Source organism: Nonomuraea sp. NPDC048901, from assembly GCF_040649695.1.
Taxonomy (GTDB): domain Bacteria; phylum Actinomycetota; class Actinomycetes; order Streptosporangiales; family Streptosporangiaceae; genus Nonomuraea.
In genome coordinates this window covers 86,555-99,964 of record NZ_JBEZFW010000003.1, presented here as the reverse complement: position 1 = coordinate 99,964, position 13,410 = coordinate 86,555, and the positions used below count along the sequence as shown (strand labels likewise).

Genomic DNA, 13,410 nt, shown 5'->3' with positions numbered 1-13,410 from the left:
CACGCGACGCGCTTACCACTTGCCGCCCGCCTGCTGGCGGGTCGGCGCGTTGAGGCGGTTGAAGGCGTTGGTGATGGCGATGTTGAGTACGAGTGCGGCGAGTTCCTTCTGGTCGAAGTGCTTGGCTGCCATGTCCCACACCTCGTTGGGCACCGGATCGGGCCGGTCGGCGAGCCGGGTGATGGCCTCGGTCAGGGCCAGCGCGGCGCGTTCCTCCTCGCTGAACCAGGGCGTCTCACGCCAGGCGACGACGGCGTGGGCCTGTTCGTCGGTGGCGCCGTGGTGGCGGAGCTGCTGGGCGCCACCGGCCACGCAGGGGCTGCAGCCATTGATCTGGCTGGCTCGCAGGTGGCACAGCGCCAGCAGCTTCCCGTCCACTCCGGCGCCCACGATGGCCTTGTTGACGGCCATCAGCGCCTGCATCGCCTCGGGGATCAGGGTCGCCGGGTTCGGCATACGTTCGGTGGGCATCGCTTTCTCCTTCGTGGTCATGTTCTGAGCGAGTGTTCTGAGCGAGTGTTCTGAGCGAGTGTTCTGACGGGTGTCGGCCCATGTGGTGACGGGTGTCCGTCGTGTTCCGACGGGAGTCATCTGACCACCGGCGCGTCCGGAACCGCCCCGTCCGTGGGACAGCGTGGGACACCCGGAATGCGGCCCAGCTGCGGAAACGACCCTCTGTTCCGTGGTCGCGGGCTGGGACGGGTACCGTGTGCGGGTGTCGAGCGCACCCGAACACCTGACCGCCCAGCTCACCCAGATCAAGGAGTTGAGCGGGCTCAGCGTGCGCGCTCTCGCCCGCCAGGCGGGCCTCAGCAGCTCCTCCCTGTCCCGGTACATGACCGGCCGGCTGGTGCCGCCGTGGGAAGCCGTCGTGGCACTGTGCCGGGTCGTCGCCCGCGATCCCCGTCCGCTGCGCACGATGTGGGTCGAGGCGTCCAAGGCCGGCGCGGCGCCCAGCCCGCGCCGGAACGACCTTCCGGCCGACCTCGCCGACTTCACCGGACGCGAGAGGGAGGCGGCGCTGGTCGAGGAGCTGCTGCGTACCACGGGCGCGGTCGCGATCGACGGCATGGCGGGTGTCGGGAAGACCAGCCTCTCCGTGCACGTGGCGCACCGGCTCGCGCCGTCCTTTCCTGACGGTGGGCTCTATCTCGACCTGCGCGGCTTCACTCCGGGCCAGGAACCGTTGGAGCCGTCGGCCGCGCTCGGCCGGCTCCTGGGCGCCCTGGGTGTCGCGCATCCCCCGGCCGACACGGTCGAACGCGCGGCGCTCTGGCGGTCGGAGCTGTCCCGGCGTCGGGCGCTCGTCCTGCTCGACAACGCGGTCGACGCGGAGCACGTACGTCCGCTCCTTCCTGGCGCGGGCAAGTCCGCGGTGCTGGTCACCAGCCGCAACCGGCTGGTGAGTCTGGACGGTGTGCCGCCGGTCTCCCTGGAGGCGCTCCCCCCGGCGGACGCGGCGTCGCTGTTCGGCCGGGCGGCCGGGGTGGACCTGACCGAGGAGGAGGCGGTCGCCCAGGTGCTGCGGCAGTGCGGCGGCCTGCCGTTGGCGCTGCGGATGGCGGGCGCGCGGCTACGGCACCGGCCGGGTTGGACGGTGGCGGTGCTGGCCGAGCGGCTGCGGGACAGCGCCAGTCGCTTCGACTCGGTGTTCGGCATGTCGCTGCAGCAGCTCGACGCGGGACAGCGCCGGGTGTTCCGGTTGCTGGGCGTGCTGCCCGGCGCCGACTTCGACGCGGCGGTGGCGGGCGCGCTCGCCGACATGACGCCGGACCGCGTCAACGCGGTGCTGGAAGAGCTGGTGGACGCGCATCTGGTCCAGGAGCCCTCGCCCGGACGGTATCGGCTGCACGACCTGATCCGGCGGTACGCGGCGGACCTCGCCGCCGATGAGGAGCCGCAGGCGGATGCCGCCGTACACCGTGTTCTGAGCCACTATCTGGCGCGGGCGACCGCCTACGATCGGACACTGCCCCTGCCCCACCGCAAGGAGGCCGTCCCGGGCGATCCGGCGAAGGCCATGGTCTGGTTCGACACCGAGTACGCCAACCTGATCGCCTGTTTCGACGCCGCTGTTCGGCTCGGCGCGGATGAGGTGGTGGCTGAGCTGCCGCCGGCCATGCGCGTCTGGTTCTTCCGGCATCGCGGAACCGACGACCAGATACGTCTGCTCGAGGCGGCCGCGGCCGCCGCGGGACGTCTCGGGCGCGACCAGCAGCGTGCCTCACTGCTCGTGGATCTCGGGTTCGCCCGCGCCGCCGCCGGACGTCTCACCGAGGCGCTCGCCGCGTACGAACTGGCCGAACAGTCCGGTGTGGCCGATGACGAGCTGGCCGGCGCGCTGGCGCTGCGTACCGGCTTCGTCCGCCGGGATCTCGGCGACTTCGAGGCGGCACAGGCGAAGTTCCGGCTGGCGCGCCTGTTGTTCGAGAAGACCGGGCATCGCTCCGGACGCTCCCAGGCGCTGGCCTTCGACGGATGGGTGACCCTCCACCTCGGACGGCACGGCGAAGCCGCCGAACTCGCCCGCGCGTCACTGGCTCTGGCCGATGGCCCCGCCCGGATGACCGGGCTGGTCACGCTCGGTGTCGCCCTGGCGCCGGACGACCCGGCGGAGTCGCTGCGAGCGCTGCATGAGGCGTTGGAGCTCGCCGAGGCTCAGCACAACAAGGCGTGGTGCCACAACTATCTCGGTGTCGCGCTGCGCGTCATGGGTTCGCTCGACGAGGCGCTCGAGCACCATCGACAGGCCTTCGAGCTGCTGGAACCGCTGGCCGAGGCCCAGCTGGAGATCGACTTCCTGCCCGCGTACGCCGAGACGTGCCGCGTGGCGGGCCGCCAAGACGAGGCGCTGGCGTTGCACGAGCGCACGATCGAGCTGGCGCGCAAGCTCGGGCGGCCGCACAACGAGAAGCTCGCGCGTGCGGCGTACCAAGCCACCGTGGGTGCCGTCCCAGCCCGCGAGCATGGAACGGAGCCTCGTTTCCGCAGCTAGGCCGCGTTCCCGATGTCCCACGGTGTCCCACGGACGGTGCGGGCCTTGACGCGTCGGTGGTCAGATAACTCCTGTCGGAACGCACCGACGAACTGCCACCCAGACGGAAGGACGCACGCCATGAGCGCCGCCAAGCAGCCCGCCAAGACCACCAAGACCGCCACCGAGGCCGACAAGAAGTACGACGGGTTCACCGACGAGGAGCGGAGCGCGATGAAGGAGCGCTCCAAGGAGCTGAAGGCCACCGCCCGGCGCGGCTCGCGCTCGGCCAAGGCCGACGGGGAGAGCGAGGTGCTCGCCAAGCTCGCCGAGATGTCGGAGCAGGACCGCGCCACCGGCGAACGGCTGCACGCCATCATCAAGGCCAACGCGCCGGAGCTGTCGCCGAAGCTGTGGTACGGAATGCCGGCCTACGCCAGGGACGGCAAGATCGTCTGCTTCTTCCAGCCCGCGCAGAAGTTCAAGACGCGGTACGCCACGCTCGGCTTCAACGACCAGGCGTACCTCGACGACGGCACCATGTGGCCGACCGCCTTCGCCCTGACGACGCTGACCGCCGAGGACGAGGCGCGGATCGGCGAGCTCGTGAAGCGGGCGGCGGGCTGAGGGACGCTCCGGCAGCCACCAAAAGGCCCTGCCCGCCGCCCGGGTCTCGGGTGACTACTTTCCCAAGCCCTGGAATCTGTTCTCGATGAAGTCGCCCCATGTCGCGTTCAGCGTCATCAGCTCGCCGTCCACCATCTTCCACTGCCGGGCCTTGTGCGGCGGGTAGGCGAAGAGCACGGACGACAGGCGCCGGTAGCCCGCGGGCATGGGCCGCGTGTGCACCCGATGCGTGGACGGCCGGAAACGTCCGTCGGAGGCGCTGGTCAGCATGCGGCCGATGTTGCACAGGACCACGTCGGTCTTGGCGATCACCGGCTCGACCCAGGTGCCGTCGTGCAGGACGTACTGGAGGCCCTGGTCGGAGGGGGGAAGCTGGAGGCCGAGCATCTGGATCCCCGAGTGCTCGTGCGCCAGCACGCGGCGGTCGCCGACGTCCCGGTAGTTGATCACCCGCAGGTTCGTCGCGTCACGCGACAGCTCCAGCTCCGGGGTGCCGTCCGGCAGCATGCCGCGTACGACCTCGCCGAAGCGGGAGATCAGCCGGAACGCGATGTCGAACACCTCGGTGGCGGCGGTGCCGAAGGCCGGGAAGGCGCGAATGAGGTCTCCGGCTCCGGGCGGCTGGTCGGAGATCATGGCTCCGCTGACGTGAATGAATTCCTTGGGATCCGGTACGCCGTTGGCCAGCCGGGGGATCTCCGAATTGTACGGGAAGAACCCGTGGGTGCCGCCGACGCCTAACTGCGGCACGGCGGTGTGCGTGTAATCGGAAAGACTCGGCTCGGTCGACGCGCAGGCCGCGGCGAATTCGTTCATCATGGTCTCGACGCGGGCGCCGATACCGGGCACCTCGGCGGCCATGAATCCCCATCCGGTCAGCTGTGACCTGATGGCTTCCGTGGCGGACGTCATGTCCGCCTCGATTTCCGCCGACCGTACCATGGGAACGCGACCACTGAGTTCCAGGGGCGGGATTTCCATTGTCACTCCATTTCTCGATGACCTTTTCCTGTTTGCGGCTCATACCTTTCATTGGGGGGCGGCCAAGAAAGACATATTTTTGGGCGCGAACAAAGCGGATCAATTCCGGTGATGCTTACATGGCCTTCGGCGGCGCGGAATCCAGCCCCAGCCGCTGGGCGACCAGAGCCACCTCCGTCCGGTTGGAGCAGTTGAACTTCACCAGCAGGTTCGAGACATGCCGTTTGACGCCGTGGACGGATATCCCCATGGCCCGGCCGATCTGGTGGTTGCTCATCCCCCGCAGCAGCAGGGCCAGCACGAAACGCTCCCGCTGGGTCAACTTCCCGTTCAGGTGCGTGTCGGGGCGATGCACCGTAGTGGGCACGTCGCCGCGGATCAGCCGGTCGAAGGTGCGGGCCAGGCTCGCGACATTGATCTCGTCCCAAAGGAGGCAGCCGGCCACGCCGTGCCGCCAGGCCAGGCGCGAGACGATCTCTCCTTGCTCCCGCACGAGGGCCAATATCCTCGGGCGGTTTCGCCGGGGACCGCCGTCCAGTACCTCCGGCAACATGGTGAGCGGTATCACCGCCACGTCGAAATCCTCGCCGGCGAGCCGCGATCTGGCCTCCGCCGCGCTCCGCCCGACCGCGGCCTTGGCGACGTTCGGCACCTTCATGAGCAGCAGCGGCAGCCCGTAATAGGAGACCTCGTCCATGGCGAGGCAGAAGACCGACAGCTTGGAGCACCCTGCCCGGTGGCCGGACAGGGAGGCTGGGAACGGCCTGGTGACCTCCAATGTTCTCGTACTCATCGCATGATCCTTTCTTCTTGATCCATGAACCGCGGATCCCGGATTAGGTCAGAGATTCGGTGGCTTATCCGGGGTTAGTGTGGTGAGGAAGTGCTGGTAGAACCGGTCGGCGTCGACCGCGCGTGCGCATCTGACAGGCCGCCCGTCAGGGAGCCGGACGATCCGTCCCTGGCTCTCTCCTTGGGTGATCACGTCGCAGCGCACTGTCTCGAACGTGCAGATGTCGGGTTCGGCCAGGTACGAGGTGGTCAGGCTGTCCCAGCAGCAGTACGGCAGGCCGGTGGTCTCCAAGGTGCCGAATGTCAGCGCGAGCAGCGATCCGGCGAGGTCGCTGACGTGCCACCCGTAGTGGCGGCCGAAGGCCCGGACGAAGTCGTGGGTCACCGGCACGAGGTTGGTCACGTCCAGGGGGAACATCGTGATGGGGACGGACGAGTCGAAGACCCGCTTGAGCGCGTCGGGGTCCCAGAAGACGTTCCATTCCGCGCTGCCGTCGTGATCCGGCTGTCTGACGTTGCCGGCGACGTCGAGCGCGCCGCCCATGAAGACCACCTCCTCGATGCGTGACTCGACCTGCGGGTGGTGATCGAGACACCAGGCGAGGTTGGTCAGCGGGCCGGTGGCGAGCACGGTGACCGGAGCCGGCGCCCGCATGAGCCAGGTGGCGAGCTGTTCGTGCGCGGGAAGCGCGTCCGCGTCGCCGGGGCGCTCATCCTTCTGATTGAGCACCGGTAACGCGTCCGCCCGCAGGGCGTCGATCCGCCAGGCGAGGGGGAACGGGTTGCGTCCGGGCAGCACGCCCACGGCCGTCGGCACGTCCCTGCCCACCAGGTCGAGGATCTTGTGGGTGGCCGACAGGGCCGGCCGGGGAAGGCAGTCGGCGGGGGTCACCGCGACTCCGCGCAGGTCGACGTTGTCGTACTGGGTCAGCAGGAGAAGCGACAGCAGGTCGTCCGGTGCGCCGTCCTGGTCGAACAGAACCTGACGGCGGCGCCTCAAGGTGTCAGTCACGGTGCCTCACCAGGTGGAAGGAGAAGTCGGTGCCCCGGTGGTAGTCCTGGGAGTACAGCAGCGGCCGGCCCGCACTGTCGTGGTGGGTCTGAATCAGCAGCAGCCACGCGCCGTCGGCTTCGAGGCTGCCGATGCGCTCCGCCTGCGCCTGGCTGAGGGTGACGGCGCGGACCTGGGTGATCGCGTACGCGATGTTGTGGCCGTACTCGGTGAGCAGCTGGAACAGCGACCCGGTCCAGTCCACCTCGTCCAGCGGCCGGCCGATGAGCGAGCGGGGGAACAGGTCGATCGAGTAGAGCAGCGCGTCGTCCTGGTAGCGGCGCAGGCGCTCCAGCCGGACGATGGCCTCGCTGCCAGGCAGCTGAAGCAGTTCGCGCTGGTTGCGGTCCGGTTCCGTCGCCGCGATGTCCAGCACCGTGTTGACGCCGGTGTAGCCGCGGCTGGCCAGCATCTCCGTCACGCCTTCGAGGCGGGTCAGCGGGCGGTCCAGGCTGGGCTGAGAGGTGAGATACCGGCCGTCGCCGTGGCGGGACTGGATGAGTCCTTCCTGCTCAAGGAGCTTGAACGCTTCTCGGATGCTGGTCCGGCCGACGTCGAAGAGGGTGATGAGCTCGTTCTCCGAGGGCAGTCTGTCCCCGGGGCGCAGCCCCTGTTCGACGATCAGCGCGTGGAGCCGATCGCGTACCTGAATCGCGAGGGTGGGGTGTCGTCGTGTCACGTGGTTCTCTCCTGCCCGGGCGCACCTTGGAGCGGCGCGACACCGAGCTCTGCGGCTGATGGGTAACTGGGAGCACAGAACCGGCGCGTGACGGAAACGGCTGCCACCCGGCAGGCGAGCCGGACTCCTTGCGCCAGGCTCGCGCCGGTGCAGAGGGCGGCCGCCAGGGCCCCGGTGAAGGCGTCACCCGCGCCGGTCGTATCCACAGCGTTCACGCTGGGTACGTCGATCAGCATAGTGCCGTGGTCGTCGGTGATCTCGGCCCCGTGCTCGCCGCGAGTGACGATCACCGTGCGCCCTCTGGTTCTGCGGCGCAGGCACTCCACCGCGTCGTGTGTGTCCGAAGCCAGCGCGGACAGCTCGCTCTCGTTGAGCACCAGCACATCGGCCCGGCTGAGCAGGTCCTCTCCGGTTTCGCTGAGGAATGGTCCGGCCGGGCTGGGGTTGAGCAGGACGCGCACGTCCGGCGAGGCAGCGGCGGCCGCCGCCGACGAGGTCGCCACGGGGATCTCACCTTGAAGGACGAGTACGGAAGTGCCCGGCAGTTCGGACACTGTGGCGGCCGCCCGGGAAGGGGGAAGCAGATTCGCCGCGCCCGGCCAGGTCATGACGATCTGCTGACCATGCGCGTCGACGTAGACGAAACTGCGCCCGGTCGCGATGCCGTCGGCAGTGGCGCAGTCGTCGACCTCGACGCCGTCGGCGGCCAGCGCGGCCAGCGCCGTCAGCCGGTCTGTGTCGTCTCCCAGGCAGCCGACGAAGCGGGTGGGCGCGCCCAGCCGAGCCGACGCGACCGCCACGTTCGCCGCCTTGCCGCCGTGCGCGGTGGCGTAGTCGACGGCGTCGACGCTCTCCCCCTTGGCCGGCAGGTGGTCGCCGAACATGTAGAGGTCCACGGTGTAGGCGCCGATGGCGAGGACGGTCATGAGCCGAGCCCCAACGCGCAAGGGGCGATGCTGTCGGCGTCCAGGCTCACGTGCACGTTGGGGTGGCGATGCGCGAGGGTGACCGGGAGCTGCACCTCGGGTTCGGTGGTGAGCAGGAGGACCCGCACGATGTAGCGCTTCCAGGCGCCTCCGTCGGTGATGAGGTGCAGCCGCCGGGCCGACAGGATCTCCGACATGCCCAGGGTGATGGCCATGCGGGGAATGGCCTGGGTGTAGCCGCCGGTCACCCGGTGGGAGTGGGCCATGATCGTGTCGTCGAGCAGCGGGACGATGCGCGTGGTCGAGGCGGCGAACTCCTCCAGGCCGTAGTGGTGCCAGCGCGTCGTCGGCGGCTCGTTGAAGGCCAGATGTCCCCGGTAGCCGAATCCCGCGAAGCAGGTGTCGGCGCCGCCCACCTGGCGCAGGCGCGCACCGTACGCGTCGGGGTCGAAAACGTCCGGGTAGATGATGTTGTCGGGGTGGGGCCGCAGATCGGGGTTGAGCAGCTGGTAGAGGTTGCGGTCGCAGTAGCCGCGGAAGCTGAAGGGGTGTGACGGGTCCACGGGCCGGCCCTGCCAGTCGAGGAACTCATCCATGTGGAAGGCGAACACCTCGGTCCAGCTGATGCGCTCCTGATTGCAGATGCGGGCGAGGATGGGATATTGCGCCTTGGGGCCGACGGGGAGGATCCAGCGGGTGGGTTCGCCGCGCATGTTGTTCGCGCGCAGCTCGTCGGCCATCTCGCGGGCCAGCCGGTGATAGAGCTCGGTGGTGTCCGCGTACACGGTCAGGGGGTGGCGGGCGATCGCCGCGAGGTCTTCGGCGGGCATGGACAACTGCTCATCGGTGAGGTCACTCGACTTGTCGGGATAGGGGTAACCAATGTGCCGCTCGCTGACGTTGGTCATGTCACTCCTCCTCACAGGGGCGGGGAGAGCAGGAATCTGGACAGGACATTCCGGGTGACGCGTCTGATGTCGCCGTCGCAGCAGGCGAGGCTGGCAACCCAGTTGATGGATCCGGCCGCGAACACCGCGCCGCCGTTGCCGAGGCGTCGCAGGGTCATGTCGGCGCGTACGGTATGCGCGCCCAGCGCGGCCTCCTCGGTGGCCGGCTGGTAATGGTGGCTGTGCCCGCCCGCGGATGTGGCCAGCAGCAGGGTGCCGGGCGGGGTGCCGAGCTCTGGTGCGGCGCGGTCGATCTCGTCTCCGGCCGCTCCGCCGAGCGCGAGCCCGCAGCGGCCCACGGTGTCCGTCTCGACACCGGCGAAGATCCAGGAGGCGTCGTCGCGGTAACTGTCGGGCAGGCGGGTGTAGCCGGGTGCCGGTCCCCAGCCTTGCGCGGCGAAGCCGACACCGAGGAGCTCCTGTGGTGCCAGGCCCCGGTGGCGCCAGAGCCCGCCGGGCTCGCCGGTGGAGGTGAGGACGTCCTCGCCCGGCTCGTTGTCCCACCAGTCGCCGGCGTGGCCGCGGCGGACCTCGATGGCGTGGGGGTGGCGGGGGTCGACGCCGGTCACCCAGTAGAACCCGTTGCCGCCGAGGTACATCAGCCGTCCGCCGCCGGACACGTACGCGCTCACGGCCGCGCGCTCCGGCGCGCTGATGTACTCGGGGTGGCTGCCGGTCATGACGACGCGGTAGCCGGCGAGCAGGCCGGCTCCGCCCTCGTGTACGTCCTCGTCCGTGAGGACGTCGAAGGCGAACCCCTCGGACCGCAGCCAGCGCAGGAGCAGGAGGTCGGCGGAGAAGTGCCGCGGCGCTCCGGTCATCCACCAGCGGTAGCCGGGGGCGAAGTTCAGCACGGGGCGGCGCCCGGAGGAGTAGTAGACGGGGCCGCCCTCCTGCCGCTGGTCGTACAGCGACAGGCCGAGCTCCCGGTGCTCGTTGAGGTAGGCGTCCGTCGGCGAGAGCGTGATCCCGTGGTCGGTGACCCGCGAGTAGTCCCCGAAGTACTCGGCCTCGCTGAGCTGGCGGTGGTTGGCATAGGCCAGGTAGGTGAAGGTGGGCAGGACGACCGCGACCGGGGCGCGACCCGGGCCGGCGGGACGGACGATCACCGGGATGACGCAGGACTGGCTCCGGGTCCGCAGGCGGACGCCGAGCACGGTGGAGGTCGTCTCCTCCGGGATGGTCAGCGCGCACGTCTCTTTCCATCGGGCGTCGTCGAGGTCTTCAGGACTCAGCTGTACGGCGGTGCGGTCCGTGCCGCTGCCCGGCCCGATCAGCCCGGCGAGTGGCCGGTTGACGGCGCGGGCGTGATGGCCGTTCCCGCTGATGTCGGTGACGAGGCAGGCGCCCGGATCGATGGAGGCGTCCCAGAGGGCCAAGACGTCCTCACCGAGGTGCTTGGCCAGCTCGGCACCGGTGGTCAGGTCGAGCAGCGGAGCGCACGTGGTGATCAGGCCGCTCGTCAGCATCGGCAGGGCGATCCGCCCCACGAAGGAGCCCGCTCCGAGCCGCACCTCTCCGGTCCCGTGCGGCAGCGCCAAGCCCGCGGCCTGCGCACTCACACCAGGAGCGCGGCCAACGGCCAACCGCACGGTGGTCGTCGACGGCGTCGCCTCCCAGGCCACCACCAGCAGCGACCAGGATCCCCGCTCAACGGCGGTGTGCCCATGGCAGGTCAGGAGTCCCGATGTCGTCTCCAGACTCGCCTCGGCCCGGTTCTCCTCGTCCAGCGCGAGCAGCAGTCGCCAGCCAGGTGTGCCCAGTTCCGCCACGACCTGGCGGGTGCCGAGCCGGTGCGGGCGAATCCACAGCGCGACGCTCCCTCTGGCGGGCACCGGGACGGAGGCTTCCAGGTGGGAGCCGGTCTTCAGAGGTTGTGACGCGAGGGAGATCGGTTCGGCCGGGGTGCGGCTGGCTTCGTCTATCAGGTCGACCAGGTCCACGGTCCCGGCTCCCGGCGGGCCTGCGGCGTACAAGGTCAGCTGTTGTCCGGGGACGGCGGACCAGCGGTCGGCGTACCCCATCAGACGCGGTTCCATCCGCTCACGCACCTCCTCGGCGGTACGGAATGCCGACACAGGCCGGCATGCGCAGCCGCTGGGCGACCGTGACCAGCACCAGCAGGGTGACGAGGTACGGCGTGGCGTAGATGAGCTGCGTGGGCACCGAATCGGTGCTCTGGAAGACCACGAAGGCGGCCGCGCCGAGCAGCGCCAGGGTCAAGGGCAGGCGGGGCCGCCGACGTACGAAGACGATCGCCGCCGTCCACAGCAGCACGGCGGCCAGGAGCAGCAGTACGTGTACCGCGCTCGGCTCCCGCAGTTGCAGGGCGTCGGCGTACCCGAACAGCAGGGCCCCACCCGCCGTGCCGACCGGGCGCCAGTTGCCGAAGATCATGGCGGCGAGCCCGATGAAGCCCCGGCCGCCGGTCTGGCCCTCCCGGTAGATGGTGGAGGAGACGGTGACCAGGTACGCCCCGCCGAGTCCGGCGAGCGCACCGGACACCAGCACCCCGTAGTACCTCATCCGCTGGACCGGGACGCCGAGCGAGTCCGCCGCGGCGGGGTGCTCGCCGACGGAGCGCAGGCGCAGCCCGAAGGCGGTCTTCCAGAGCACCACGAAGCTGACCGGGATCAGCGCGACGGCGAGCACGGTGAACCAGGAGACCTCGTGCAGGAATCCCCGCAGGATGCCGCTGACGTCGGCCAGGAGGAACCACCGGCTCCGCTCAAGCTGTCCGAGCAGGTCCGGCGTGCCCCAGCCGCCCGCCAGGAACGGCATGCTCACGGTGCCGATGGCACCCGTGACGGGAGGCGACTGGGTGGCTCCCGCCCCCGGCAGGCCGCTGAAGGCGATGACGGACAGGAAGCGGGCGACACCCACGGCCAGGATGTTGACGGCGATGCCGCAGACCACCTGGTCCACGCCGAATGTCACGGTGACGACCGCATGGAGCAGGCCGGCGATGACGCCGCCGAGCGCACCGGCGAGCACCCCGGCCCAGACACCGTAGAAGTGGCCGGCCCAGGCCCCGCACACGGTCCCGATGATCATCATGCCTTCAATGCCGAGGTTGACGACGCCCGCGCGTTCGCTCCACAGGCCGCTGAGGGCGGCCAGCCCGATAGGGACCGCCAGCCGAAGCGCGGCGCCCATCGCGCCGGAGCCGGTGAGGGCCTCGGCTCCGGTGAAGGTTCTGACGGCCGACATCGCGAGCAGGAGGATGAGTACGGCGAGCACCCAGCCGCGCGGATTCTTCATGGTCATGTCGCGGGCCTCACCGGCTCAGGCGTGATCACCGGGACGCTCTCCTCGCGCATGAGCCGGGCGGCGCGCCTGAGGTCCATGCGGCGCACCACTTCATGGGCGCCCACCACGCTGATCACGATGACGCCCTGCATGATCGTGACGATCTCCTTGGGCAGGCCCTGGATGTCGAGGATCAGCGCCGAGCGCTCCAGGAAGCCGAAGAGCAGCGCGGACAGCGCGATGCCGACCGGGGTGTTGCGGCCGAGCATGGCCACGGCGATCCCGGTGAATCCCGCCCCGGAGGGGAAGTCCACGCCGTAGCTGTAGGTGTTGCCCAGCAGGTCCGGCAGCCCGGCCAGGCCGGCCAGCCCACCCGAGACGAGCATCGTGAGGAGGATCATGCGGCGTGGCTCGATGCCGTGGACGTGGGCCGCCGCCGGGTTCAGCCCGCTGGCCTTCAGCTCGTAGCCGTACCGCGTGCGCGTGAGCAGCAGATGCACCGCCACCCCCAGCACGACCGCGCCCAGCGCGGCCCCTCCGAGGTGGGTGCCCGCGGGCAGCGAGAGCCCGAACAGCGACACCAGCCCGTCGAGTTCGGGCAGCCGGGCCGACGGCGGGAGCTCCGGCGTCGATCCGGAGGCGCTGCCGGCCGCGAAGAAGTCGGCCAGCAGGTAGGCGATGACGGCGGTGGCGACGTAGTTCAGCAGGAGCGTGGACAGCACTTCCGAGACCCCGCGCCACACCTTGAGCACCGCGGCGATCCCGGCCCAGAGGGCACCGGCGAGCACGGCGACCAGGCCGACGAGGGCCAGGTGCAGCGGACCTGGCAGGTTCACGGACGCGCCGACGACCGCGGCGAACAGCGCGGCGACGCGGTACTGGCCTTCGACCCCGATGTTGAACAGCTTCATGCGGAAGGCCACGGCCACGGCGAGACCGGCGAAGAAATAGATGGCCGACCTGTTGACCGCGGAGACGAGCGAGTCCGGCCGGAGCCCGAACTCCAGCATCGTCAGGTACGCCCGCCCCGGCGAGGCGCCCACCGCGGCGAGGAGCGCCGTGGTGACCGTGAGCGCGATCAGCAGCGCGAACGCAGGAGCAGTGAGCGCGCTCAACATCCGCCTGGTGAGTGAAGCTGCGCGGGGGGACATCGGGCCTCCTCTCTCTCCTCCTGGGTCGATCGG

The 13,410-nt window shown here is 70.0% G+C and carries 12 protein-coding genes; 2 read left to right on the top strand and 10 right to left on the bottom strand.

Annotated elements, in window-relative coordinates; all coding sequences use genetic code 11:
• Nucleotides 1-12: 12 nt before the first annotated feature.
• Nucleotides 13-471, bottom strand: a complete 459-nt coding sequence (locus AB0C30_RS10160) for a carboxymuconolactone decarboxylase family protein (protein ID WP_357941693.1) — start codon at nt 469-471, stop codon at nt 13-15.
• Between the two features lie 244 nt (nt 472-715).
• On the opposite strand from AB0C30_RS10160, the gene AB0C30_RS10155 reads away from it, so the two are divergent.
• Nucleotides 716-2,995: a helix-turn-helix domain-containing protein gene (locus AB0C30_RS10155; protein WP_357941691.1), complete on the top strand. Its 2,280-nt coding sequence runs from the start codon at nt 716-718 to the stop codon at nt 2,993-2,995.
• Between the two features lie 120 nt (nt 2,996-3,115).
• A complete protein-coding gene (locus AB0C30_RS10150; protein ID WP_357941690.1) occupies nt 3,116-3,601 on the top strand; it encodes a DUF1801 domain-containing protein in 486 nt (161 codons plus the stop codon).
• Between the two features lie 54 nt (nt 3,602-3,655).
• Here the strand turns inward: AB0C30_RS10150 and AB0C30_RS10145 are convergent, their stop codons facing one another.
• From AB0C30_RS10145 to AB0C30_RS10105, 9 genes are all read right to left on the bottom strand, one after another.
• Nucleotides 3,656-4,513 (bottom strand): 2OG-Fe(II) oxygenase family protein, encoded by an 858-nt coding sequence (locus tag AB0C30_RS10145; protein ID WP_357941688.1) that lies wholly within the window; start codon nt 4,511-4,513, stop codon nt 3,656-3,658.
• 184 nt (nt 4,514-4,697) lie between these two features.
• Nucleotides 4,698-5,375: a LuxR C-terminal-related transcriptional regulator gene (locus AB0C30_RS10140; RefSeq protein ID WP_357941686.1), complete on the bottom strand. Its 678-nt coding sequence runs from the start codon at nt 5,373-5,375 to the stop codon at nt 4,698-4,700.
• 48 nt (nt 5,376-5,423) lie between these two features.
• Nucleotides 5,424-6,386 carry a nucleoside hydrolase gene (locus tag AB0C30_RS10135; RefSeq protein ID WP_357941684.1) on the bottom strand — a complete coding sequence of 321 codons (963 nt, stop codon included), beginning with the start codon at nt 6,384-6,386 and terminating at the stop codon, nt 5,424-5,426.
• The gene (locus AB0C30_RS10130; RefSeq protein ID WP_357941682.1) at nt 6,379-7,104 is read right to left on the bottom strand and encodes a GntR family transcriptional regulator; all 726 of its coding nucleotides are present in this window, start codon (nt 7,102-7,104) and stop codon (nt 6,379-6,381) included. Before AB0C30_RS10130 ends, AB0C30_RS10135 begins: the two co-directional genes overlap by 8 nt.
• Nucleotides 7,101-8,051, bottom strand: coding sequence for a ribokinase (locus AB0C30_RS10125; RefSeq protein ID WP_357941680.1), 951 nt, complete (start codon nt 8,049-8,051; stop codon nt 7,101-7,103). The genes AB0C30_RS10130 and AB0C30_RS10125 overlap by 4 nt, the downstream gene beginning before the upstream one ends.
• On the bottom strand, nt 8,027-8,938 hold the full coding sequence (locus AB0C30_RS10120; protein WP_357941678.1) for a hypothetical protein: 912 nt from the start codon (nt 8,936-8,938) through the stop codon (nt 8,027-8,029). The genes AB0C30_RS10125 and AB0C30_RS10120 overlap by 25 nt, the downstream gene beginning before the upstream one ends.
• A gap of 11 nt (nt 8,939-8,949) precedes the next feature.
• Nucleotides 8,950-11,016: a N,N-dimethylformamidase beta subunit family domain-containing protein gene (locus tag AB0C30_RS10115; protein WP_357941676.1), complete on the bottom strand. Its 2,067-nt coding sequence runs from the start codon at nt 11,014-11,016 to the stop codon at nt 8,950-8,952.
• 4 nt (nt 11,017-11,020) lie between these two features.
• Nucleotides 11,021-12,244: an ABC transporter permease gene (locus tag AB0C30_RS10110; RefSeq protein WP_357941674.1), complete on the bottom strand. Its 1,224-nt coding sequence runs from the start codon at nt 12,242-12,244 to the stop codon at nt 11,021-11,023.
• Nucleotides 12,241-13,377 carry an ABC transporter permease gene (locus AB0C30_RS10105; protein ID WP_357941672.1) on the bottom strand — a complete coding sequence of 379 codons (1,137 nt, stop codon included), beginning with the start codon at nt 13,375-13,377 and terminating at the stop codon, nt 12,241-12,243. The genes AB0C30_RS10110 and AB0C30_RS10105 overlap by 4 nt, the downstream gene beginning before the upstream one ends.
• Nucleotides 13,378-13,410: the final 33 nt, after the last annotated feature.